This window comes from Microvirga sp. HBU67558 (assembly GCF_018069605.1).
Classification (GTDB): Bacteria; Pseudomonadota; Alphaproteobacteria; order Rhizobiales; family Beijerinckiaceae; genus Microvirga; species Microvirga terrae.
Genome location: NZ_JAGPUP010000556.1, coordinates 47,634 through 69,637 on the forward strand (window position 1 = coordinate 47,634; position 22,004 = coordinate 69,637).

Here is a 22,004-nt window from a genome sequence, read left to right on the forward strand (position 1 = left end):
GGCTTACTCGACCGGGTTCGCCAGGGCATTGACCGCGGCGGCCGCCATGGCGCTGCCTCCGCGCCGGCCGTGAACGACGAGATATGGAACGCGGCGGTCCTGGGCGAGCGCCTCCTTGGATTCCGCCGCCCCGATGAAGCCGACCGGGATGCCGATCACCGCGGCGGGCTTGGGCGCGCCGGCATCGAGCATGTCCAGCAGATGGAACAGGGCGGTCGGTGCGTTGCCGACGACCACGAGGGCCCCGTCGAGCCGTTCGCGCCACAGCTCCAGGGCTGCGGCCGATCGGGTGTTGCCGTGCTGGCGGGCGAGGTCGGGAACCCGCTGGTCGTCGAGGGTGCAGATCACGTCGTTCTCCGCCGGGAGGCGGGTACGGGTGATGCCGTTCGCCACCATCTTGGCGTCGCACAGGATCGGCGCGCCACGCTTGAGGGCGGCTTCCGCTGCGTCAGCAAAGTCGGGCGAGAGTTCAACGTCCTTCGGCAGGTCCGTCATTCCGCAGGCATGGATCATGCGCACGACGACGCGCTCCGCCGTACCGGAAAAGCCGGACAGATCCGCCTCCGCCCGAATGATGGAAAAGGAACGGCGATAGATCTCGGCCCCGTCCCGGATATAGGCGCGGCTCGTCATCGAGCGCGCTCCGGAAACGCGCCGCTGAGGTCGGCAGAGGTCTTGGCAGACATCAGGCGGGTCATGATCTCGTCGAGTGAGAGGTGAAGCAGGGAACCGTCACGGGTCGAGCCGTCGGATACGATGTCATAGCGGCCATCCGGGCGCCCGACCAGCGTCAGATCGGCGCTGCCCGGATGGGCGCAGCCTTTCGGGCATCCCGAGACGTGAAGGGTAACGCCCTTGGCCAGGAGGTCGGGGCAGGCGGCGGCGAGCCGGAGGGCATCGGCGGGCGCGGGAGTCGCAGCGCCGGCGCAGTCGGGCCGGCCCGGGCAGGCGATCAGGGAGAGGCGGGGATCGCCGGCATCGGTGATGAAACCCGCCGCCCGGGCTTCCTCGAGGAGCGCCGGCACAACTGCGTCCGACAGTCCCGGCACCAGGATACCCCGGGTGAAGGACAGGCGCATCTCGCCCGTCCCGAAGCGCTCGCTCCACGCGGCCGCCTGTGTCAGCGGCCCGGTGCCGCAGCGGCCGAAAGGCAGGGCCAGAAGCACGGCTTTGCCGCCCGAGGCGGCGAGGATTCCGGCGCGCGGGGCCGCTTCGCGCCTGGGCGTCGGGGATCCCGCAGCCAGACCCGCGGATGCCGCCAAGCCTTCCAGGACATCCAAGCCGAGATCCCGCAGACGCCGCGCCTCGGTCTCGCCGTTGCGCCGCATGGCGGCGAAGCCCACGAGGATCGTGCGGACCGCTCCTGGCGCGTCGGCGAGGCCGGCCGTGCCGATCCCGCGCAGGCCCCCGGACGAGGGCACATCGAATGCAACGGTGCCGGTCTCGCCCGCCGCCAGGTGAAGGTCCGCCCCGATGTCGCCGAGAGCCATGGCGCCACCGCCATCGACCGAGATGAAGAATTTGGCCGGCAATCCGCCCCCGACCCCGTCCAGGCTCTCTATCGCCTGGGCCAGGGTGGCGGCGTCGAAGCGCTCCAGCGGGTCGAGACCGGCCAGCGGCGAGAGAACCGTCAGGCGGTTCGGGCCGTCGCCTTCGGGCTCGACCAGACCTTCCCGGTCGAGGAGGGCGAGCAGGCTGGGGTAGGTCTCGTCGCTCACGCCGCGGATCTGCAGGTTGCCGCGGGCCGTGATGTCGAGATGGCCGTTGCCATGGGCGCGGGCGGCTTCGGCGACCAGGCGGGCCTGATCGGCCGTGAGCCTTCCGGCGAAGGGATGCAGGCGCACGAGCAGGCCGTCGCCGGTCGCCATCGGGCGGCGCACGCCCGGGCACCAGCCGCGGCGCCTGTCGCTGACGGGCTGCGGGCTCATTCGGCCGCCTCCTTCCGTTCATCCTCGAAGAAGGCGGCCACCGAATTGAGGCGGCTCTGCCACAGGCCGCGGCGACGGGCGTCTGCGAGTCGCGCCTCGATGGCCTGCGCGGCCGCCGGGTTGAAGGTTTCGATCGGCTCCCAGACGGTCTGGTCTGCGATCAGGGCCGTGAAAACGAGATCGAAGAACGACGGCGGGACCGCATCCGTGGTCGCCGCGAAGGCGAAGAGCGCATCGACCGCCTGGGCGATCTCGGCGGCGCCGCGCCAGCCGTGCCGCAGCTGGCCGGCGATCCAGCGGGGATTCGTCAGGCGTCCGCGGACGAGGCGGTCGACGTCCTCCGCCAGGGTGCGGGTCTTGGGCTCCTGAGGCCGGCTCGTGTCGAGACTGTAGACGGCCGGGGCGGCGCCGAGCGACCGGGCGGCCGCCGCGAAGCCCCCGACGGAATCGGCGGCGGAATCCCCATCGAGAAGATCGCGCTCGGCCACGTCGCTCACATGAATGAAGGCCTCGGCCTGCGCAACCCGCCGGGGGAAGCTGTGGTCCTCCCGCGCCCCGCCGTCCGCCGTGAGCGCATGGGAGGTGCCGTCGAGATAGGTGCGGCCGAGATCGTCTCTCGTGGCCCATTCGCCGTCGAGCGTCTGTGCCGACACGCCGGCCCCGTAGGTGCCGGGGGCGGAGCCGAAGACGCGGGACGCCGCCTCGCCGCGCCGGCGCGCGGCGGCGAGCGCATTCCACTCGTCGTCCTCGTCGAGGGCCGCGACCGCGCGGGCGGCGCCGTCGAGCAGCGCGATCTGGTCCGGGAAGGTGTCGCGGAAGGCCCCGGAGACCCGCAGGGTCACGTCCGCGCGCGGCCGGTCGAGGAGCGGCTGCGGGACGATCTCGAACCCCGTCACCCGCGTCGAGGCATGGTCCCAGGTCGGCCGCACGCCCATGAGCGCCAGCGCATGGGCGATGTCCTCGCCGCCCGAGCGGAGGGTGGGGGACGCCCACAGATCCATGACGATCCGGCGCGGCCAGTCGCCTTCCTCCTGCAGGTGCCGGCGCACCACTTCCGCCGCGGCCCGCTGACCGAGTTCGGTGGCGGCTCGGGTCGGGATGGCCCTCGGGTCGAGGGTCGCGAGGTTGCGCCCGGTGGGCAGTACGTTGGTCTGCCCCCGCGACGGCGAGCCCGACGGGCCTGGCACGACGAAGCGGCCGTCGAGAGCCTTCAGCAGGCCCTCGCGCTCGCCAGTCGCGCAGGCCTCGAGCCCGGCGGGAGCGCGGCCGAACACGTGCAGCCCGTCGCGGATCGTCACCTCGCCCAGGTCGCAGAGATGGGCGTCGAGGCGCGTCAGGGCCTCATCCATGGGCATGCCGTCCGCGACACCGCACGCTTCGGCAAGCCCGCTCGCCCTGGCGCGCTCCAGGATCTCGCCCGCCACGAGCGCGGCCCGGCCCGGGTGGAGCACCTGGGCGGAGGAGAACTCCTCGACCAGCTCGCGCAGGGCCGCCGCCTCGCCGTGCTGTCCCGCCTCGGCGGTCTGCGGCGTGAGATGGCCCACGGTGACGGCCGCGATGCGGCGCTTGGCCGGTGCGGCTTCGCCCGGATCGTCGACGATGAACGGATAGATCACCGGCATGGCCCCGATGGCGAGACCCGGCCAGCAGGCGCAGGACAGCGCCACCGCCTTGCCGGGCAGCCATTCGGTGGTGCCGTGGGTGCCGAGATGGACGAGGGCGTGGATGCGCTCGAGCGTCCGCAGGCCGAAATAGAAGGCGAGATAGCCGTGGCCCGGCGGGCATTCGGGGTCGTGGTAGACGCCCTTTCGGTCGCGGCGATGGCCGCGGTCAGGCTGCAGGGCCACGAGCACGTTTCCGGCGCGGATCGCGCGGAAGCGGAAGGCGCCGTCCGCGAAGGCAGGGTCGTCCGTGGGAACACCCCAGCGCCCGTCGATGGCGGCGCGCTCGCCCGGCGCAAGCGTGTCGAGCCACGACAGGTAGGCGGCGAGTGGAACGGAAAATGACGACTCGCCTTCGGTGAGACGCGGCATCAGGTCGGCGGCCGTGACGTTCCGCTCGGCCCCGTAGCCGGAATCCTTGAGGAGATCGAGAATAGCGCAGGCGCTCGCCGGCGTGTCGAGCCCGACTGCGAAGCCGGCGCGTCCGCCGCGCGCGGGATAATCGGACAGGACCAGGGCGAGCCGCCGCTCGTGGCGCGGCGTGCGGGCGAGGCGCACCCAGGCGGCCGCCCTGTCGGCGACGGCATCGATGCCGGCCGGATCGGGCGCTTGGGCGCGGCGCGAGAAGGCGAGCGCCGGCTCGGCGGGCTCCTCGGTCTTGAACGAGATCAGTCCGGCCGCGATGCGCCCGTCGAATTCGGGCAGGGCGATCTGCATGGCGAGATCGGCCGCGGAAAGGCCGCGCGGCGACGCTTCCCAGGCGTCCTTGGCGCTGCCGACCGGGAGCGCCTGCAGGATCGGGCAATCGGCCTCGTCGAGCACGAAATCCTGCCCGTCGCGCGACGAAAAGGCGGTTGTGGTCACGATGATGTCGGGACGGCGTGCCCGGATCGTGCGCCGGACGACCGCGACGGCTTCCGGATCCTTCAGGCTGGAGACGGCAAGGACGAGCGGCCCGATGCCTCGCCGGGCGAGCGCGTCCGACAGGGCCTCGACGGCCCGCGTGTCGCCGGAGAGAATGGAAGAGCGGTAGACCACGAGATAGGCGAGAGGACGATCCCCGGGGAGGCTGGCGAGGATGGATTCCGGGACCGCGATGCTGTGCGCTTCGACCTCGCAACCCTCATTCCCGGTGACCGCCGCATCATAGACTCCCACCTCCGTCCTGGCCGGGCTCGTCCCGGCCATCTCAATCGGAAGAACGCCGGGCTTCGAAGGATCGGGATCATCGGGACAAGCCCGGCCATGCCGTGAGGTGGCTGTTGGTCCTCGGGGACCCAGTCTCTCGCGATCAGGTCCGTAACCGGAACTTCCTTCGACGGGCGGTCTCGGAAGCACCCAAGCGAACGCACGCGGCGCCGCGCGAGGCGGCTCCGCCGTATCGGACAGGCCGATCTCGGCCCCGATGCGGGCCAGCAGCCGTCGCATGTTGTCGATGCCGCCAGCCCGGAAATAGGCGTCGAGCTCATCGCAGAGCGCCGCGGGAACGGTGGCGTAGGCCGAAAGCCGCGGGTCGGGCCGGTCGTCGCCCGGCAGCACCGCGAGCTTCACGCCGTGGGACCGGCAGGCCCGGGCGAGGTGCTCGATGCCGTAGCGCCAATAGTCGAGGCCGCCGAGGCAGCGCACGAGCACGAAGCGCGCCTTCGCGGCGGTTCTCTCGACGTAGAGGTCGACTGAGAGCGGATGGCGCAGGCGGCGCAGTGAGGCGAGGCGGAGCGAGGCTGTGCCCGCCGTCAGGCGGTGGGCTTCCGCCAGGGCGCCGAGGTCGCTGTCCGCGAAGGACAGGACCACGACATCCCCCGGCGGCTGCTGGAGGTCGGTGGCCTCCTGGCCTTCGTCGAGGGAGATCGCCGTGACCGGGAGGAGGTGCATGTCACCCGCGCAGAGCGGCCTCGACGGCCGACAGGTCGAAGCCTTTCAGGCCGATCACCACCATGCGCCCGTCGCGCGCCTCGCCGGCCTTCCAGGGCCGGTCGAAGTGATGCGCGACGCGCGTGCCGACGCCCTGCACCACGAGGCGCATGGGCTTGCCGTCGACGGGCGCGAAGCCCTTGATCCGCAGCACGCCGGCGGCTTCCGCGGCGCGCTCGACGCGGGCGACGAGCGCCTCGGGCGAGTCCACGGGCGCAACCGGAATCGCGATGCTGTCGAAATCATCATGGTCGTGGTCGTCGGCGGTCTCGTGGTGCGAGGGGCGGGATTCGAGGTCCGCCTCCGCGGCCGCTCCGAGGCCGAGCAGGATCGTCGGATCGACCTTGCCGTGCGCGGTCTCGATCACCTTCACGGCGCGGGGCAGATGCTCCTCGATCTCGGCCAGGACCTTGCCCTTGTCCCCGGCGGCCATCTGGTCGGTCTTGTTGAGGATGATAAGGTCGGCGCAGAGAAGCTGATCCTCGAACACCTCCTCCAACGGGTTCTCGTGATCGACGGAGGAATCTGCCTGGCGCTGCGCCTCCAGCGCCTCCGGATCCTCCGCGAAGGCTCCCGAGGCCACGGCCGGCCCGTCGACCACGGCGATCACGCCGTCGACCGTCACGCGGGAGCGAATGTCCGGCCAATTGAAGGCGCGCACCAGCGGCTTTGGCAGGGCAAGGCCCGAGGTCTCGATCAGGATGTGCTCCGGCGGGTTTGGCCGGTTGAGCAGGGTGTTCAGGGCCGGGACGAAATCGTCCGCCACCGTGCAGCACAGGCAGCCGTTGGGCAGCTCGACGATGTCGTCCTGCGTGCAGCCTTCGATGCCGCAGCCTTCAATGAAGGAGCCGTCGAAGCCGAGATCGCCGAACTCGTTGACGAGAACCGCGAGGCGGCGCCCTTCCGCATTCTCGAGGAGGTGGCGCACCAGGGTGGTCTTCCCGGCCCCGAGGAACCCGGTGACGATGGTGCAGGGGATCTTGGTGAGATCGCTCATGAGTGAGCCTTTCGGCGGCCTCGGTCAGGCCGCGCTGTTGGTCTTGAACGGGGGAATGCGGGCGACGACGCCCTTGCGGAAGGCCTCGGGCCGCTCGCGCCAGGGCACGAGGCCGTCGGACGTGTCTGCATAGCGCCGCAGCCCGTCCAGGATTGTCTCGACCGAGGTCTCGGCGTTCAGGTCGCCGTAGATGTAGGTCCAGCGTCCGGGGGCGGAGACGGCGATCGTGCACGGTCGCTTGCACACGGACAGGCACTCGACCGCCTCGACGCGGACCTTGGGTGCGTCAGGCCGGGCGAGCGCCTCCGTGAGGGCCCGGTGCAGGACGGCACCGGGCCGGAGCGCCTTGTCGTCCGGGCCACCCGCCTCGCGGCAGGTGACGCAGACGTGCAGGCAGATCTCCTCATGGGATGAGGTCATGACGTCAGGCGACGGTCGACAGGGCAAGGGCGAAGGTCGCGGCCCCGGCGAGGGCGACCGCCAGGCCGGCGAGGCGCAGCCGCAGGGAGGGAGCCTGGAGCGGCGCCTTGGCGAAGCGCCGGGCCGCGAAGGCGATCCCGGTCGTGAGCGCGGTCTGGACCACGACGAGGCCGGCCAGATAGGCGGCGAGTGGGGTGGATTCCGCCCCGACGATCGACTCGCCCAGGGCATAGCCATGCACGGCGCCGCCGATGGCGAAGAGGACGGCGATCGCCGCATAGGGGAGCGTGGTGCGAACGGTGGCCGCGACCCCGATGACGACAACGCTCAGCGCCACGAGCAGCTCGGCGTAGGGCAGGTCGGCGCTCGCCAGGTGCAGGCCGATTCCGGCCGCCATGGCGAGGATCCAGAAGGCCGGCAGGGTGACGCCGCGGGCGAAACGGGACGAGACCAGGCCGACGCCCACGAGGGCGGCGAGGTGATCGAGACCGATGACCGGATGGGCGAGGCCCGAGAGCAACCCTTGAGCGAAGGTGGACGGCATCTGGCCGTCCATGGCGTGGTGGGCCAGGGCAGGGGTCGCGGCCACGAGGCCGGCGAGCGTCAGGGTGGCGAATCGGGTCTGGGGCAGAAGGCGTGCAGTCATCGTTCTCTCCGTCGGGAGACTCAATTCAGGTCGAGTCTGTTGCGCTTCCACGGACGGAACCGAACGACGAGAGGTCATTCGACTACGGTCACCGTCGGCACACCCCGTCCGACAGACCCGATAGAAGCAAAGGCTGACGGCAGGTCTCCTGGCTCGCGGGTCGATGCTTTTCGCCGCCTTCCCGGGACGATGAGGCCCAGTGGCATGTGGAGCGAAGGCTCGCCGCTTACAGTTGCGGGGGCAGCCGCGGTGTCTCACCGCATTCCCTTTTCACCCCGTTGCCGGGGCACCGTCCGTAACACGCTTACCGGGGCGAGGGGCATCTTTCAAGCCTGAGCGTTGCAGATGACCCGGCCTTGAATTCCCGGGCGGGTCTGTTCATGGTGCGGTCCATTCGGGCGAAGGCAGGATCGGGATGACCCAGGACGACGAGGCGCGCCACCGCGCCAAGATGATCAAGCGCAAGGAGGTCCAGGACCGGGAGGTCGCCTCGAAGACGGTCGAGAAGGGGCTCCTTATCGTCCATACGGGCCCTGGCAAAGGCAAGTCGACGGCGGCCTTCGGGCTCATGCTGCGGGCGCTCGGGCGCGGCTTCCGGGTCGGCGTGGTGCAGTTCATCAAGGGCGCCTGGGAGACCGGCGAGCGCCTCGCCCTGGACCGGTTCTCCGACCAGGTCGAATGGCACACCATGGGCGAGGGCTTTACCTGGGAGACGCAGGACCGCTCCCGCGACGTGGCGGCGGCTGAGCGGGCCTGGCGGAAGGCGAAGGACCTGATGGCCCGCCCGGACGTCCGCCTCCTGGTGCTGGACGAGCTCAACATCGCACTGCGCTACGAGTACCTGGACCTGGCCGAGGTGGTCGAGACCCTGAAGCGACGCCGGCCCGACCTCCACGTGGTCGTCACCGGCCGCAACGCGAAGCCCGAACTCATCGAAGCGGCCGATCTCGTGACCGAGATGACCCTGGTGAAGCACCACTTCGCCGCCGGCGTGAAGGCACAGGAAGGCGTCGAGTTCTAGATGCGCGCTCTCATGGTGCAGGGCACCGGCTCCAACGTGGGCAAGTCGCTCCTGGTGGCGGGCCTGTGCCGGGTCTTCGCGCGCCGGGGCCTGACGGTCCGGCCGTTCAAGCCGCAGAACATGTCGAACAACGCCGCCGTCACGGCCGACGGGGGCGAGATCGGCCGCGCCCAGGCGCTGCAGGCGCGGGCCGCCGGCGTGGCGCCGAGCGTCCACATGAACCCCGTGCTGCTCAAACCCCAGAGCGAGACCGGTTCGCAGGTGGTGGTGCAGGGCCGGGTGGTCGGCACCGCCAGGGCGCGCGAATACCAGTCCTGGAAGCCTCGCCTCATGGAGGCGGTGCTCGACAGCTTCGGGCGCCTGTCGGGCGAGGCCGATCTCGTCCTGGTCGAGGGCGCGGGCTCGGCATCGGAGGTGAACCTGAGGGCGGGCGACATCGCCAATATGGGCTTCGCCCGCGCGGCCGGCGTGCCCGTGGTGCTCGTGGGCGACATCGACCGGGGCGGCGTGATCGCGAGCCTCGTGGGCACGAAGGCGGTGCTCGACGAGGCCGATGCCGCGATGATCCGGGGCTTCGTCGTCAACCGCTTCCGGGGCGATCCAGCCCTGTTCGAGAGCGGGATGCGCTTCGTGGCGGAGCGCACCGCCTGGCCGGCGCTCGGCCTCGTGCCGCATTTTCCCGATGCCGCGCGCCTTCCGGCCGAGGACGGCCTCGGTCTGCGGCGCGAGGGGCGCAAGGGCGCGGTGGTGATCGCCGTTCCGGTGACGCCGTGGATCTCCAACTTCGACGATCTCGATCCCCTGCGCGAGGAGCCTGGGGTCGAGGTGGTGCTGGTCGAGCCCGGCCGGCCGCTTCCGGCCGAGGCCGCGCTCGTCCTTTTGCCCGGCTCGAAGACCACCATCGACGATCTGCTCTTCATCCGTGCGCAGGGCTGGGACATCGACCTGAAGGCCCATCTGCGCCGGGGCGGGCGGGTGCTGGGCCTGTGCGGCGGCTACCAGATGCTAGGCCGGCGCATCGAGGATCCCTTCGGCATCGAAGGCGAGGCGGGCCGCGCCGTCGAGGGCCTGGGCCTGCTCGACGTGGCGACCACGCTCACGGCGACGAAGCGGCTGGAGGCGGTCGCCGGGACCACGCTGGCCGACGACACGCCGCTCTCCGGCTACGAGATGCATATCGGCGAGACGTCCGGGCCGGATGCGGAGTCGCGCGCCTTCGCCCGGCTGGCGGACGGGCAGACGGACGGGGCCGTCTCGGCCGATGGCCGCGTGACCGGCACCTATGTCCACGGCCTCTTCGCGGACGACCGCCAGCGGGCGCGGTGGCTGCGGCTGATCGGCGCGCAGACGAGCGATCTCGCCTACGAGGCCCTCGTCGACGACATCCTCGACCGCTTCGCCGACCACCTCGAGGGGCATCTCGACTGCGACCGGCTCCTCGCCCTCAGCGCGCGGTGAGCCAGGCCACGAGGGCCGATCCCGTGGCGAGACCGAACAGGAGAGCGCAAGCGGTCCGGTAGAGGGCAAGCGCCCGCTCGATGTCGTGTGCGCGCGCCTCGGCGCGGCCGTCGCCCATCCAGCGATCCTCGACCAGCACGTTGCCATAGACCCGGGGGCCAGCAAGGCGCAGGCCCAGGGCCCCGGCCATGGCGGCCTCGGGCCAGCCGGCATTGGGTGAGCGGTGCTGCCTGGCGTCGCGCCGGACGGCCCGCCAGGCATTCCGGGCCGATGCGCCACGATGGAGAGCGGCCGCCACGATGACGAGCAGGGCGGTCAGGCGCGAGGCGGGCAGGTTCACGAGATCGTCGAACCGGGCGGCCGCCCAGCCGAAAGCCTCGTGCCGGGGCGTGCGGTGGCCGATCATGCTGTCGGCGGTGTTCGTGGCCTTGTAGAGGGCAGCCCCGGGGAGGCCACCAAGGCCAAGCCAGAAGGCCGGCGCCACGATCCCGTCGGAGAAATTCTCGGCCAGGCTTTCGATGGCCGCGCGGGCGACCCCCGCCTCGTCCAGGCTCTGCGGATTGCGTCCGACGATCATCGAGACCGCCCGGCGGCCGCCGTCGAGGCCGCTCTCCCGAAGACCCTGAGACACCGCCGCCACATGCTCGTGCAGGCTGCGTTGGGCGATCAGCGTGCCGGCAAGAACGGCCAGGATCGCGAGGCCTGCGGGGCCGACCGGCAGGAGCGCCTCTTGGAGCATCCACGCGACCGATCCCGTGATGCCTAGAAGCAGCAGCAGGGCGAGAACGCCCGCGGCGCGGCGCCGGCCGAAAGACCAGCGCTCCCGGTTCAGCCCCCGGTCGAGCCCCTTGATCAGCCGTCCGATCCAGGTGACGGGATGCCCGATCCACGTGTAAAGGCGGGAGGGATAGCCGAACGCCGCCTCGGCCGCGAGGGCGAGGCTCAGGGTGATCAGGCTGCAGGAGAGGATCATGGGTCGATCGGTGGGTGAAGCGGATGAGTGACGCGGGGATCTGGCACGGCGGCGATCTTGACGTGGCCCGGCGGCTCTTTCCGGATGCGCCCGATCCATGGATCGACCTGTCGACGGGGATCAACCCCATAGCCTATCCGATGCCGCCCTTGCCAGCCTGTCTGTTCGAGCGGCTGCCTGCGCCAGCCGACCACGAGGATCTCGAGGCCGCCGCCGCCGAAGCCTATGGCGCGGCCGATGCCGCCGTGGTGGTGGCCGCGCCTGGAACGCAGGTTCTCATCAGCCTGCTGCCGGCCCTGCGCCCCCGGTCGCGGGTCGCAATCCTCGGGCCGACCTATGCCGAGCATGCCCGAGCCTGGCGCGGGACGGGACACGACGTCGTGGAGGTCGGCTCGCTCGACGCTGCGGGAGAGGCGGATGTTCTCGTCGTGGTGAACCCCAACAACCCCGACGGCCGCATCGTCGGGCGCCAAGTCTTGCTCGACCAGGCGGAGCGCCTGTGGGCACGCGGCGGCTGGCTCGTGGTCGACGAGGCCTTCGCGGATTTCGCCGCCGGCGAGACGCTCGTTCCGGTGCTCCCGGAGAACGCCGTCGTTCTGCGCTCCTTCGGCAAGACCTACGGGCTCGCCGGCGTGAGGCTCGGCTTCGCGGTCGCGGCCCGTGATGCGGCCGGGATGTTGCGACGGGTGCTGGGGCCCTGGGCCGTCTCGGGTCCGGCTCTGGAGGTCGGACGCCGGGCGCTGCGGGATCGCCCATGGCAGGTGGCCGCGCAGGAGGCACGGGGCCAGGATGCCCGCCGCCTCGATGATTTGCTTGAACCCTGCTCCGAGCAGCCGACCGCCGGAACGATCCTCTACCGCCTCATGGGCAGCAGCCGTGCCCCGGACCTGTTCGCCCATCTCGGACGGCACGGCATCTGGGTGCGACGCTTCCAGTTCGACCCGCGTCTTCTCCGCTTTGGCCTGCCAGGCTCCGACGAGGCTTGGCGGCGTCTCGAAGTCGCTTTGACCAGCTTCAGGTGAGGATCCCAGTTGATCCCGTGACAAAGAAAAAGCCGCGTCCGATCTTTCGATCGAAACCGCGGCTCGAGCCCGTGCTTAGCCCCCCAGGCACGGTAGTGTTGAAATATATCTTTGGTGACTGTTGTTGTGAATTGCCCCGCATCAATGGGTTCATTCTATAGCCTGCAGTGAGGCCAAAAAGAAATAGTGGAAAATACGTAACGCCAATGGTCAAGCTTACTTGCATGACCGATATTGCCAAGTTTTCGGATGCAAGTTCTGCCCCCCTGTCGAGTTGACCCAAGGAATGTTATTGTTCCTCCAGGCTTGGCTTTGGCTCTCGCCGCTCCGACCGTGATGCCCGGATTTCGGGCGGTATCCCCTGTCGGCGGGGTCGAGACTGCACAAGCCTGATCACGATCGGCAGGAGCTGCGGTTCGATGTCGTGCGGTCATTTCGAAAAGAAGATGCTGAGGGCTTGGAACACGCCTGGACTGGCCTCGGTCGGGGCGTTTCTCGGGATCGGCCTCGCGACGGTGCATCACCTCCATCACGTGATCCTCGACAACCTTCCGGAGCAGAGCGCCGTCGTTCACATCTTCGGGGAGCTCTTCGCGGCGATGATCGTCGGCGCCATGCTGCTGGCTGCGATTTCCGAGGTCCGGAACCGCGTCGTGAGGCCGGAGGGCTGACGGGCGAGGTTACGGGTCGATGTCGAGGCGCAGCCGGATCTTCTCGGCCGGCAGCTCCAGAATTTCGGCCAGCTGTCGACGGGCGTCCTCGAGAATACCCTCGGTCAAAGCGATCAGGCCTTTCGGGACGCCCGCCAGGGCGGGTTGGAGCTCAAGTGTCTGGATGTCGTCCGGCACGTCGTCTGAGTTGTCCGGCAGCCCCTGAAGCTCCTCCTGGAACATGACCCCGTGGGTCTTGCCGTTTGACCACATGAGCTGAACCGGCATGGTCTGTTCGAGGGCAGGAACCCGGAGTTCGAACTGCTGCGGCAGTTCGATCGCAGCCGGAAGCCAAATCCGGGCTCCGGTCGAGGAGATGTCCCGCAACGTGCATTGAAGGTGAGGCGCATCCCGGCCCAGGACGATCCGGCCCTCCAGGATCGAGGGGAGACGCTCGCTCTGGCGACGATCTCGCATGAATGAACCTTTCGACGCGCTTCTGCCGAAAACTACCACCGATCATCTGGCGCAGAACAGAAATCCCGCAGATAGGCTTAAGATCGTGCAAGCAAGGGTGAGCAGGTCGGTGACTTGCGGCAACGAGCCGCAAGAGCGCGCCAGGATCTACCGCTTCAGGCGCTTCACGTTGGCCCGGACCTTCCGGCGGTACCCCTTCACGACCTTGTGGGGCGAGCCCCCCGCCGCGAGCGTCGCCGCCGCTTCCGCGAACGCAGTGACTTTTTCGGTCACCATCAGGAGGTTTTCCGCGTGGGAGCCTTGGCCCATGGCGGCACGGGACACACGGGTCCAGATCACCATCTGAGCCTCGAAGGCCAGCATCGTGGTGTCCGTGGCAAGTTTCATCCAGGGTAAGAGCATCGGAGGTCCTGAAGGGTGGCAGACTATTGGCAACTGTGCGGCTCGCCTTCGGTTCGCCTGCCGTGACAAAGAAAGACTATGCCATCGAAGTGGTGCCGGGTGGCTTCATAAATAATTAGGCCTGTCCGGAATAGTGCGCGGGGATTCAGGGGGAATTTCAACGCTGGAAATTGTCAATTAACATAGGTGAACGTCATGGTGGATCAGCCCCGTGGCCTTCAGCGTTTTCGAGGGGATGCGTAATGCCCCGCTATTACATTGATGTCAGGAGCCATTTCGGCATCGATGAGGATCCGAGTGGCGTCGAGTTGCCGGATATTGCGGCCGCCAGGAGCGAGGCCGCAAGAGTGGCCGAAAGGCTTCTGAAGAGCTGGGGCGGCATGTCGCCGAATTACAGCAGCGAGATCATGATCGAGATCGTCGGGGAGGATCTCCGCCCCGTTCTGATCATCCCCTGCATCGACGCGACGTCGACGTCCGACGAGTGAACCCCGGCTCTCATCGCGAATCCGGCCTGAGCTGACGCAGGGCCTCGTCGTGCGTGTCGAAGATCCTGAACACCCGGTCCATGGCGGTCAGCCGGAACAGTTTCTGAACCTGGCTGCTCGGTGCCACGATGCCAATGTCGCCGTCGGCCTTCCGGGCCGCCTTCAGGGCGGCGACCAGGGCGCCCAGACCGGTACTGTCCATGAACGAGACATGGGCGAGATGGAGGGCGAGCCTGACGTTGCCGCCTGCGATCGCCGACGAGATCTGCTGCTTGAAGTTTGGCGCCGCGGCGGCGTCCAGGCGGCCTTCGATGTTGACCAAGGCTGTTCCCGAGTCCTGAGCAGCCAGCTCGATGTTCATGCAGTTCCCCTTTAGGATTAATCCAAGCGGCGTAGGCTAACGCACGAGCTCAGAATTCGATCCTAATGGGAATTAACGGTCGGGCGGTCGTGCAGGCTCAGGGGCTGCTGGCCCAGCTCGCCAGCGCGCTCGCCGGGTTCTGACCCAGGGGCGTCGCAACGTTGACCGAAGCGGGAGGCGTCGCCCGGGTCATGCAGAGCTGCATGTGAGCCTTGCGGGCATCTTTGATCTCGGCCCTGTAATCGGGCAGCGACAGGTTCCGCGTCCGGAAGATCAGCCGCGTTTCCTTGTAGCAGGCGGCCCACCTGGCTTTTCCCTCAGGGGACGGCGCCCAGCGCCGTTCCTGCGCGGAGACGCTGCCCGAAGCAAGGATGGTGCAGGCCAGTATGGCAAAAGCGAAATAGCGCATCGGCGAGGCTCACGGGGTGAGGATCGGCTCATACGAAGAGTATAGCCGACTGCGCTCGCATGTGTCTCACGAGACGGACGGGGCAAAGGTGGTCACACCTTTGCTCCATGGCTTTCGGGAGGAAGGCACTACGGGGCGTCCAGCTGCCACTCGCATTGAAAGAGAGATCTCTCTCGGCAGAGAGACCATGGGCCTTGCGGCCATTGCCCGGGCCTGGGACGAGCGTCCTTGAGGCCCGCGCAGCGGATGAACCCGGCCCGGGACCACAACCCGCTAGGGAAGCTGAGAACAGAGGAGGAGGGCCGTCACGGCTGCCGTCACGGCCGCAGCGATCAGGCCCTTGTCGATCAGATGGGCCGGCAGGGCAGTGCGGGGGAGCGTTCGCTTAACCACATCAAGGCTCGGTTGCTGGGACGTCACAGGCTGTCTTACCTGTGGCGGGCGCCCGGCATGTCAACACCATTGGCTTCCTCCGATTCCCACACGGGCAGGAGTTGAGAAAACTTGCTCCGGATGATCTCGTAGCACTCGCAGGCCGTCTCTTCGAGGCCGCGGCGATCCACGATGGTGATGATGCCTCTACTCTGGTTGATGAGCCCGGCCTCGTGAAGGGTCCGCGTGACGGCGCTCACCGTCGAGCGCTGGACTCCCAGCATCTCCGCGAGAAATTCATGCGTCAGGGGCAGTTCGTCCGAGCCCCAGCGGTCGCGCGTGCTGAGGATCCAGCGGCAGCATCGCGCCTCGACGCCGTGGGTGGCGTTGCAGGCGACGCTCTGGAGCGTCTGCGCCAGCAGGGCTTCGGTGAAACGCAGGATGAGCTGCTGAACATTGGGACGAGTTTTGAAGGCGTCGTGCATCAGGTCCAATGCGATGCGCGATGCGATTCCGGGGATCTGGACGATATAGCGTCCGAACGAGTTGCGGGACACGAAGGCGCTGACGAAACCGAACAGGGATTCACATCCGAACGTGGCCATCTCGGCCGATTTGCCGTCGATCATGACGGTCACGAGAGAGACGACCGCACTATGGGGGAAGTAGGTATGCTGGATCGTCTGCCCGGCCTCGTAGACCACATGACCCCGTTCGAACTCGACCAGTTCGAAATGCGGCTCAAGGAACGCGAAGTCCTCTTCATCCAGCGCGGCCAGGAGCCGATTGGATCGATGGGGGCTGTTCATCCGAACCTGCGCCACGGCGAACGGTCCTGTTCTGAACAGGGATCATTCTATCACAACGGGCCGCCTGAGGATGTGCAAAATGCTGCATCGGACACGGATCGGAGGCCGGCGAACGGCACTCGCCGCCCGGATGGCTCCATCATCGGCCGCGATGCACGAACGGCGCGGGCGATGCCGCCCGCACGGGGCGACCCGGGTCATTCGATCACCACGTCGGCGCTGCTGAGCAGCGAGGGCGGCACGGTGATGCCGAGAGCGGCGGCCGCCTTCAGGTTCACGAACAGCTCCACTTTCGTGACGAGCTGAACAGGAAGATCGGCAGGCTTCTCCCCGTTGAGGATTCTCCCCGCATAGACGCCGGTGCGTCGGTGCGATTGCGTGAAATCTCCGCCATAGCTCATGAGCCCGCCCGCGTTCGGGAAGTCGCGTGACTGCGTGATGGCCGGCACGCGGTAGCGGGTCGCCAGCGCTGAGAGGCGCTGGCTGCGGAACGCGAAATAGGGATCGGACGTGAACACCAGGCCGCCGACCTTGAGCCCGGCAACCGATGAGAACAGGTTTTCGAATTCCCGTTCGTCGCTGGTGCTCAGAACGTGAAGCCGCACGCTGAGAGCATCGGCCGCCGCATGGAGGTTCTTAAGCTGTGAATCGGCCGTCGGGCTGGTGGGATTGACCGCAACGGCGAACTCGGTCGCGTCGGGCAGCAGCTCATGCATGAATTCGAGCCGCTTGCGCGAGACTTCCACGCTCAGGCTCGACACCCCGGTGAGATTGCCTCCGGGTCGGGACAGGCTGTCCACGACTCCCAGCGCGACGGGGTCTCCACCCATCTCGAACACGATCGTGATCGTGCTTGTGGCCGCTTTCGCCGCCAGGGCCGCGGGAGCGCCGCCGGCCGCCACGATGACGGCGGGTTTGCGCGCCGCCAGCTCGGCGGCGAGAGCCGGCAGGAGTTTGTACTGCCCTTGCGCCCAACGATACTCGATGGCGACGTTGCGACTCTCGGAAAACCCGCTCTCGCCGAGGCCGTCGCGGAAGGCTTTGAGCCGGCTGGCGAAGGGTTCGGGCGATTCGGGGCCGAGATATCCGATCAGAGGAACCGTGAGAGGCTGAGCGCGCGCCGGAAGTGCCAGCGTTGCCGCACCGAGCGCGGAGATGAAGTCGCGGCGCCTCATCGGGTCTGCGTCCGCGCGGGCGCAACGTTTCGGACGTTCATGGGGGCACTGCGTTCAACACTCATCGCCTGCTGCCTCGACGTGTCTACGGGGCCCCACAACCCAGCGGCATGATAGACGCATTGTTTGCGTCCCGAAACCAGAGGGAATTTCCGCCTATCGTGTCGCGCAGTCAGAGCTGCGTGGCGGCATCCGGGCTGCCTGCAACCGCTTCGGGACACGCGGGCGGCTCTGCGAAAGGCACCCCATAGACGGGCATCCTCTCGTCGTAACCCTTGATCGAGCGCAGCCCTAGCGACGCGATGGCGCGCTTGTGCATCACGGCCTCGGCAACAGTGACATCCGCGAGGATCTCCCCGTCAGCCGCCGATGCGCACAGGCGCGCGGCGAGGTTCACGACACTGCCGATGGCCGTGTAGTCGAACCGGCTTTCGTACCCGATCCGCCCGACGGTCGCGGGCCCCATGGCCAACCCGATTCCGAACCCGATCCGGTGGCCGCGCCCAGTCCAGCCGACGATAAGCTCCTGGACGCTTCGCTGCATGTCCGCCGCCATGTCCACGGCCCTGAGGGCAGGGTCGTCGATCGCGACGGGAGCGTTCAGAAGCAGCATCAGGCCGTCCCCCGAAAAGCTCGTGAGCGTCGCGGCGTTCCTCGTGATGATGTGACCGAGAGCATCGTAATATTCGGACAGCACGTTCATCACCTCGTCGGGCGTCGCCTTCGCTGAGAACGCCGTGAACCCGCGCAGATCGCAGAACACCACCACCACCTCGGTGCGCCGCCCCTCGAGCACGCTGTCGTCGCCCTTGCGGTCGACGAGCTCGGCGACCTGAGGCGCCAGGAACCGCTTCAGTTTGGCGATCCGCTCCTGCCGCTCCTGGGAGACGGCGAGCTCCGCCGCCATGATGTTGAAGCTGTCCGCCAGGCGCTGGAGCTCGTCGCCCGTCCCGATATGGATGCGATGCTCGAAATGTCCGGCGCCGATCCGTTCGGTGCCCTCCTCGAGCCGCCGGATCGGATCGGTCATCCGGCTGGCCAGAACATAGGCCAGCAGGCCCGCGAAGGCGGCGCCTGCCAGCAGGAGGCCGCCGGTCCGCCACAGGGCGGCATAGATGGGTCCGAACGCCTCCGACAGCGGCTGCTCGACGACGATCGTCCAGTCGGGCCCGGGCACGGGAGCGGCTGCGGCGGCGATCGCCTTTCCCTGATCGTCCGTGCCTGTGACGACGTCCGTGCCGGCCTGCCTGATCAACTCCCTGAGCGCCCGGAACGGCGCCAGGGTGGTCTCGTCCGCTCCGCGCAGCACCAGACTGATGTCCGGATGGGCGATGAGCCGGCCGGGCCCATCGAGCAGGAACGCGGAGCCCGTCTCGCCGATCTTGATGGCCGAGATCACATCCCAGATCAGCTTCAGGTTCACCTCGGCGACGACCACTCCCACGGAGGGGCGGTTGCCGGACAGCGCGATCGTCAGGTACGGCTCGGAGTCGCGGTAGTAGCGGACCTCTCCGTACCACAGGGGGGCGGAACGGGCTCCGGCGACGGCCTCGTTCTCCGAGCGATTCGCGCGGCTCTCTGTCCGGTTCAATCCGATGCGCGAAACATACAGCCGCTCGCGCCCGGCGCCGTCGACCAGGGTGAGGCTGACGATGGCCGGCACCTGCCGCATCAGGCGCAGAGCATCGATCCGCCGGCGCTCGTCGGGCTCCTCCGTCCAGGAAAGCTGGACGAGGCCGCCGAGCTGATTGGTGATGCCCTCGAGGAAACCTTGGATCTTGACGGCTGCCGATCGCGCCTCGACCTCCAGCAACTGGTCGAGCGTCGTCCGTTGGTCGCGATAGCTGAACCAGGCTTCGCTGACGCCATTGGTCGCCAGGGGGATGACCACGGCGAGATACAGCACGAGGAAGTATTTCTGGAACAGCCCGCTGAACCTGAGGCGATGCCTGGTCATGACCGGCTGCGCCTCAGCCGGTCCCACAGGAGACGGGCAGGCAAGGCGAGGGCAGGGTGCGTGCGGTGCGTCGACACGGAAGGCAAGGCGGTCATCGAGAGCCCTCGACCCGTCATGGTCGCATGCCCTGGATTATGAAGCCGGGTCGGCCATCCCGCCAGTGCTTTGTTCTCCCGGTCCGGATGGGGCCGTCGCGACGGCGGATCGCCACTGTTGCAGGAGCGCTACACAAAAAAGAGAAAGGCAGCGTAGCTGCCCATTTGTGCTTGCTGCTTTTTGATGCACAAAGTACTTTATTGCAATGCAGCACGGTGATTGGCGTTACCGTCCTGCGCGCCCTTCTTGGGCGTTTCCTCCCTAAACTTCGGGCCGCATTCTTGCGGCCCTTTTTCTTGATGGGGGAGGTTATTCACGCTCCCCGCTTCCGGCAAGCCGAATTCTGCGGCTTCTACGTACGTCAAAAGTATAGGCTCGCGCGGAACGTCCGGAAACGGCTCCCGCCGCGCGGTCGCGATCCATCCCGGAGAGCATCGTGGTCGAGTTTTCTCCTGACGTTGCGAGAGTTTTCGACGGGGGCATTGGACAGCTCCAAAAGTGCATTCCACTTTCGGGGCCGATGCTCTAGGGATGGCCTGTAACTGGGGTTGGGGGGTTATGATGGACGGGAGCGATCAACTCGGCTCTGCCGTGACGCTCGGCATCGTTTTGGCTGTCGGCGTAGTGCTGGTCCTGCTGCTCATATGGCTTGTTCGAGCCGTCTGGCGCTGGATGATGGGAGACACGCGGTCAGCCAAAAAGGCTCAGAAGCAGGAGCCCGTAGCCGATCCGGTCAAACCGATCGGCTCGGCCGGAGTCACCGCGTCGGACCTGTTCGTCGTCCGGTCGAACCTCAATGCCATCGCCAGGCAGGTCGAGGATCTGGAGCGCAGGCTTCGTCTCGAAGGGGGGGCGCGCACGAAGGAGATGGCCGCCACTCGCGATTGATTCGGCGGACCTGTCCGATGATGGCAGCCTCGCCGGCTTCAGACAACGAACAGATCCTGATGGGTCAGAACCGTTCCCGGCTTCAGCCGCGCGAATTCGACCGGCGCCTTGGACCCGAATGCGTCGGCATCGTACGACAGGACGCCTGAGGTCCTGTCGTACAGAACGTAGTCGTTCCTGTCTTTCGCCTGGGAGCCGAGGGTGAAAAAGGCTTCCTTCAGTGGAACGGGCTGCGAGAGCGTGCCGTTGCCGAGCTTGCTGAAGATTTTGTTGTCGAGCCAGATCCTGTCCTGACCGGGCTTGAAGTCCGTGATCGTGTCGACATTGACCCCGCGACCCGTTGCGGCTGTCCCGGGTTTCGAGTCGAACACGAACACGTCCTTTCCGGCGCCGCCGGAGAGAACGTCGTTGCCCAATCCGCCGGACAGGGTGTCGTGGCCGGCTTTTCCGTGCAGCGTGTCGTTCCCCGAACCGCCCTTGATCGTCACCGCGGCGGTTTTCTGCAGGTTCGCCTTCGCGGAGACCTTGTGCGAGACCGACAGGGCGTAGAACGAGGTCTGTCCGTATCCGGTCCCTTGCGTTTCGTTCACGCCCAGATAGGCGCCGGCCTTGAAGTAGAACGTGTCCGACTGCCACACGCTGTTGATCTTGCTGACCGACTTGTAGGTCTGGCCGTCGGCCTTGACGGTCACGACGAGCTGATCGGCCTTCGCGCTGATCGTATAGGAAAAGCGTTCGTTCAGCGACACCTGCGGCTGCTTGCCCGCGGCATTGTAGAAGTAGAATTTGGTTTCGCTGTTGTTAGGGCCTGCCTGATCATTGACGAAATAGAGCCGGCCGTTCTCCCAGTTGAGACGCACCAGTTCTTCGTCCTGGCCGTGGATCTGTCCCACGACGATCCGTCCGGGCGTCCCGTTGAACTTGATCGGGGCGTGATCGATCTTCAGCGTTGCGGTCATGACGCCGCCTTTCGAAAGGCTCCATGCGGCGCGCTCCGACCCGTTCATCTCGCGCAGTTCGGATCGGGCGAACTTGGAGCCTTTCGTGGTGGCGCCCTCGACGGGCGCCATGAACGTCATCGCTCCGTCGGCAGCGGTGTGGAAATAGGTCGGATGCTCGTAAGCCGAGAGGGCCTTCACCTCCCGCGATGTGCCCTTGAAACTGCCGGCGCTGTCGACAGGCAGGCCGATCTTCCAGTCGGACAGGTCGAAATTGCTGCCTGGCGCAGCTGATGGGTTGAGAGCCATGGAGAGGATACCGATACCGAAAGCCCGCAGCTTACGGCATCAGGATGTCTCCAGCCTGTCCTTCCGTCCGAGATGGTTACCGGGACGCGGGAACGACCCTGATACTCATCCGGTCCCGTTGATGGGCCGAGGGGTGGATCGCCGCGACCCGACAGTCCGGGCGGCGCGATGCCTCGGCCCGTCGATGGCTATGGGTTGCGCGCCCAACTGGACAGAGCCGTCTCCGGGTTCCGATCGGTCGGTACGGCCAGCTGCACGGGAGCCGGGGGAGTCGCCCGGGTCATGCACTCCCTCATGTGGGACCGGCGCGCCGCCTTGATCGACTGCCGATAATCGGCGAGCGAGAAATTGTAGGTCTTGTAGTTGAGCCTCGTTTCCCGATAGCAAGCATCCCATCGCGCCTTGCCTTGTGGGCTGGAGGCCCAGTTTCCCGGCTCGGATGAGGCATCGAGAGACACGAGGGCGGTGACTGTGAACACTGCAAGCGACAACAAACGCATTCCGAACTCACGCAGTTGAACAACGATGACTTGGTGAGCAAACGGCCCACAGCCCCGTGCGTTCAGGCGACGCAAGAGAAAAAAGGGATAGGTACTACCCCGTCGGAGGCACTGCCTCGACGCCGCCCCGCAGGTG

22 protein-coding genes and 1 riboswitch are annotated in these 22,004 nt (G+C 67.6%); of the genes, 6 read left to right on the forward strand and 16 right to left on the reverse strand.

The genetic code is table 11. The annotated features are described in order from the left end of the window. Positions 1-3 precede the first annotated feature (3 nt). Genes KBI52_RS26845 through KBI52_RS26870 form a run of 6 tightly spaced genes read right to left on the reverse strand, consistent with a single transcriptional unit; the run spans position 4 to position 7,563 of the window. A complete protein-coding gene (locus KBI52_RS26845) occupies positions 4-633 on the reverse strand; it encodes a precorrin-8X methylmutase (RefSeq protein WP_173949153.1) in 630 nt (209 codons plus the stop codon). Continuing rightward, complete coding sequence (cobG, locus tag KBI52_RS26850; RefSeq protein WP_210812298.1) at positions 630-1,928, reverse strand: precorrin-3B synthase; 1,299 nt, start codon at positions 1,926-1,928, stop codon at positions 630-632. Before cobG ends, KBI52_RS26845 begins: the two co-directional genes overlap by 4 nt. Next, entirely contained in the window at positions 1,925-5,461 is a 3,537-nt protein-coding gene (cobN, locus tag KBI52_RS26855; protein ID WP_210812299.1) for a cobaltochelatase subunit CobN, read from the reverse strand. Before cobN ends, cobG begins: the two co-directional genes overlap by 4 nt. A 1-nt stretch (position 5,462) precedes the next feature. Continuing rightward, positions 5,463-6,497: a cobalamin biosynthesis protein CobW gene (gene cobW / locus KBI52_RS26860; protein ID WP_210812300.1), complete on the reverse strand. Its 1,035-nt coding sequence runs from the start codon at positions 6,495-6,497 to the stop codon at positions 5,463-5,465. 24 nt (positions 6,498-6,521) lie between these two features. Continuing rightward, positions 6,522-6,917 (reverse strand): DUF1636 domain-containing protein, encoded by a 396-nt coding sequence (locus tag KBI52_RS26865; protein ID WP_210812301.1) that lies wholly within the window; start codon positions 6,915-6,917, stop codon positions 6,522-6,524. A gap of 4 nt (positions 6,918-6,921) precedes the next feature. After that, on the reverse strand, positions 6,922-7,563 hold the full coding sequence (locus KBI52_RS26870; protein ID WP_210812302.1) for a HupE/UreJ family protein: 642 nt from the start codon (positions 7,561-7,563) through the stop codon (positions 6,922-6,924). A gap of 120 nt (positions 7,564-7,683) precedes the next feature. Beyond that, positions 7,684-7,872: riboswitch (cobalamin riboswitch) on the reverse strand. Between the two features lie 106 nt (positions 7,873-7,978). Between KBI52_RS26870 and cobO the strand changes: the two genes are divergently transcribed. Further along, entirely contained in the window at positions 7,979-8,584 is a 606-nt protein-coding gene (gene cobO, locus KBI52_RS26875; protein WP_173949159.1) for a cob(I)yrinic acid a,c-diamide adenosyltransferase, read from the forward strand. A gap of 12 nt (positions 8,585-8,596) precedes the next feature. Beyond that, entirely contained in the window at positions 8,597-10,042 is a 1,446-nt protein-coding gene (locus KBI52_RS26880) for a cobyric acid synthase (protein WP_210812323.1), read from the forward strand. Here the strand turns inward: KBI52_RS26880 and cbiB are convergent. Beyond that, positions 10,029-11,015, reverse strand: a complete 987-nt coding sequence (gene cbiB, locus KBI52_RS26885; protein ID WP_210812303.1) for an adenosylcobinamide-phosphate synthase CbiB — start codon at positions 11,013-11,015, stop codon at positions 10,029-10,031. The two genes, KBI52_RS26880 and cbiB, sit on opposite strands and share 14 nt — an antisense overlap. A gap of 23 nt (positions 11,016-11,038) precedes the next feature. On the opposite strand from cbiB, the gene cobD reads away from it, so the two are divergent. Both cobD and KBI52_RS26895 read left to right on the forward strand, forming a co-directional pair. Next, the gene (cobD, locus tag KBI52_RS26890; protein ID WP_210812304.1) at positions 11,039-12,037 is read left to right on the forward strand and encodes a threonine-phosphate decarboxylase CobD; all 999 of its coding nucleotides are present in this window, start codon (positions 11,039-11,041) and stop codon (positions 12,035-12,037) included. Positions 12,038-12,483: 446 nt separating this feature from the next. Beyond that, positions 12,484-12,708 (forward strand): hypothetical protein, encoded by a 225-nt coding sequence (locus KBI52_RS26895; protein WP_210812305.1) that lies wholly within the window; start codon positions 12,484-12,486, stop codon positions 12,706-12,708. Between the two features lie 9 nt (positions 12,709-12,717). On the opposite strand, the gene KBI52_RS26900 is transcribed toward KBI52_RS26895, so the two are convergent. After that, positions 12,718-13,164, reverse strand: coding sequence for a PilZ domain-containing protein (locus KBI52_RS26900; protein WP_210812306.1), 447 nt, complete (start codon positions 13,162-13,164; stop codon positions 12,718-12,720). Between the two features lie 147 nt (positions 13,165-13,311). Then, positions 13,312-13,566 (reverse strand): hypothetical protein, encoded by a 255-nt coding sequence (locus KBI52_RS26905; RefSeq protein WP_173949164.1) that lies wholly within the window; start codon positions 13,564-13,566, stop codon positions 13,312-13,314. A 242-nt stretch (positions 13,567-13,808) separates the two neighbouring features. Between KBI52_RS26905 and KBI52_RS26910 the strand changes: the two genes are divergently transcribed. After that, positions 13,809-14,054, forward strand: a complete 246-nt coding sequence (locus KBI52_RS26910; RefSeq protein WP_210812307.1) for a hypothetical protein — start codon at positions 13,809-13,811, stop codon at positions 14,052-14,054. A gap of 10 nt (positions 14,055-14,064) precedes the next feature. Here KBI52_RS26910 and KBI52_RS26915 read toward each other — a convergent pair whose 3' ends face one another. The 5 genes from KBI52_RS26915 to KBI52_RS26935 all read right to left on the reverse strand — a co-directional run bounded on the left by KBI52_RS26915 (position 14,065) and on the right by KBI52_RS26935 (position 19,137). Further along, the gene (locus KBI52_RS26915) at positions 14,065-14,415 is read right to left on the reverse strand and encodes an STAS domain-containing protein (RefSeq protein ID WP_173949166.1); all 351 of its coding nucleotides are present in this window, start codon (positions 14,413-14,415) and stop codon (positions 14,065-14,067) included. Between the two features lie 97 nt (positions 14,416-14,512). Continuing rightward, positions 14,513-14,824 (reverse strand): hypothetical protein, encoded by a 312-nt coding sequence (locus KBI52_RS26920; RefSeq protein WP_210812308.1) that lies wholly within the window; start codon positions 14,822-14,824, stop codon positions 14,513-14,515. Between the two features lie 428 nt (positions 14,825-15,252). Continuing rightward, on the reverse strand, positions 15,253-16,005 hold the full coding sequence (locus KBI52_RS26925; protein ID WP_173949168.1) for a Crp/Fnr family transcriptional regulator: 753 nt from the start codon (positions 16,003-16,005) through the stop codon (positions 15,253-15,255). Positions 16,006-16,202: 197 nt separating this feature from the next. Continuing rightward, complete coding sequence (locus KBI52_RS26930; protein WP_210812309.1) at positions 16,203-17,180, reverse strand: ABC transporter substrate-binding protein; 978 nt, start codon at positions 17,178-17,180, stop codon at positions 16,203-16,205. 172 nt (positions 17,181-17,352) lie between these two features. Then, positions 17,353-19,137, reverse strand: coding sequence for a cache domain-containing protein (locus KBI52_RS26935; protein ID WP_210812310.1), 1,785 nt, complete (start codon positions 19,135-19,137; stop codon positions 17,353-17,355). Positions 19,138-19,794: 657 nt separating this feature from the next. On the opposite strand from KBI52_RS26935, the gene KBI52_RS26940 reads away from it, so the two are divergent. Next, positions 19,795-20,121, forward strand: a complete 327-nt coding sequence (locus tag KBI52_RS26940; RefSeq protein ID WP_173949171.1) for a hypothetical protein — start codon at positions 19,795-19,797, stop codon at positions 20,119-20,121. A 38-nt stretch (positions 20,122-20,159) separates the two neighbouring features. Here KBI52_RS26940 and KBI52_RS26945 read toward each other — a convergent pair whose 3' ends face one another. Both KBI52_RS26945 and KBI52_RS26950 read right to left on the reverse strand, forming a co-directional pair. After that, a complete protein-coding gene (locus KBI52_RS26945) occupies positions 20,160-21,368 on the reverse strand; it encodes a polysaccharide lyase family 7 protein (protein WP_173949172.1) in 1,209 nt (402 codons plus the stop codon). A 188-nt stretch (positions 21,369-21,556) separates the two neighbouring features. Next, a complete protein-coding gene (locus KBI52_RS26950; protein WP_173949173.1) occupies positions 21,557-21,868 on the reverse strand; it encodes a hypothetical protein in 312 nt (103 codons plus the stop codon). Positions 21,869-22,004: the final 136 nt, after the last annotated feature.

Coding starts and splice junctions, on each gene's coding strand:
- KBI52_RS26845 (WP_173949153.1), bottom strand. CDS start 633: ATGACGAGCCGCGCCTATATCCGGGACGGGGCCGAGATCTATCGCCGT.
- cobG (WP_210812298.1), bottom strand. CDS start 1,928: ATGAGCCCGCAGCCCGTCAGCGACAGGCGCCGCGGCTGGTGCCCGGGC.
- cobN (WP_210812299.1), bottom strand. CDS start 5,461: ATGCACCTCCTCCCGGTCACGGCGATCTCCCTCGACGAAGGCCAGGAG.
- cobW (WP_210812300.1), bottom strand. CDS start 6,497: ATGAGCGATCTCACCAAGATCCCCTGCACCATCGTCACCGGGTTCCTC.
- KBI52_RS26865 (WP_210812301.1), bottom strand. CDS start 6,917: ATGACCTCATCCCATGAGGAGATCTGCCTGCACGTCTGCGTCACCTGC.
- KBI52_RS26870 (WP_210812302.1), bottom strand. CDS start 7,563: ATGACTGCACGCCTTCTGCCCCAGACCCGATTCGCCACCCTGACGCTC.
- cobO (WP_173949159.1), top strand. CDS start 7,979: ATGACCCAGGACGACGAGGCGCGCCACCGCGCCAAGATGATCAAGCGC.
- KBI52_RS26880 (WP_210812323.1), top strand. CDS start 8,597: ATGGTGCAGGGCACCGGCTCCAACGTGGGCAAGTCGCTCCTGGTGGCG.
- cbiB (WP_210812303.1), bottom strand. CDS start 11,015: ATGATCCTCTCCTGCAGCCTGATCACCCTGAGCCTCGCCCTCGCGGCC.
- cobD (WP_210812304.1), top strand. CDS start 11,039: ATGAGTGACGCGGGGATCTGGCACGGCGGCGATCTTGACGTGGCCCGG.
- KBI52_RS26895 (WP_210812305.1), top strand. CDS start 12,484: ATGCTGAGGGCTTGGAACACGCCTGGACTGGCCTCGGTCGGGGCGTTT.
- KBI52_RS26900 (WP_210812306.1), bottom strand. CDS start 13,164: ATGCGAGATCGTCGCCAGAGCGAGCGTCTCCCCTCGATCCTGGAGGGC.
- KBI52_RS26905 (WP_173949164.1), bottom strand. CDS start 13,566: ATGCTCTTACCCTGGATGAAACTTGCCACGGACACCACGATGCTGGCC.
- KBI52_RS26910 (WP_210812307.1), top strand. CDS start 13,809: ATGCCCCGCTATTACATTGATGTCAGGAGCCATTTCGGCATCGATGAG.
- KBI52_RS26915 (WP_173949166.1), bottom strand. CDS start 14,415: ATGAACATCGAGCTGGCTGCTCAGGACTCGGGAACAGCCTTGGTCAAC.
- KBI52_RS26920 (WP_210812308.1), bottom strand. CDS start 14,824: ATGCGCTATTTCGCTTTTGCCATACTGGCCTGCACCATCCTTGCTTCG.
- KBI52_RS26925 (WP_173949168.1), bottom strand. CDS start 16,005: ATGAACAGCCCCCATCGATCCAATCGGCTCCTGGCCGCGCTGGATGAA.
- KBI52_RS26930 (WP_210812309.1), bottom strand. CDS start 17,180: ATGAGGCGCCGCGACTTCATCTCCGCGCTCGGTGCGGCAACGCTGGCA.
- KBI52_RS26935 (WP_210812310.1), bottom strand. CDS start 19,137: ATGACCAGGCATCGCCTCAGGTTCAGCGGGCTGTTCCAGAAATACTTC.
- KBI52_RS26940 (WP_173949171.1), top strand. CDS start 19,795: ATGGACGGGAGCGATCAACTCGGCTCTGCCGTGACGCTCGGCATCGTT.
- KBI52_RS26945 (WP_173949172.1), bottom strand. CDS start 21,368: ATGGCTCTCAACCCATCAGCTGCGCCAGGCAGCAATTTCGACCTGTCC.
- KBI52_RS26950 (WP_173949173.1), bottom strand. CDS start 21,868: ATGCGTTTGTTGTCGCTTGCAGTGTTCACAGTCACCGCCCTCGTGTCT.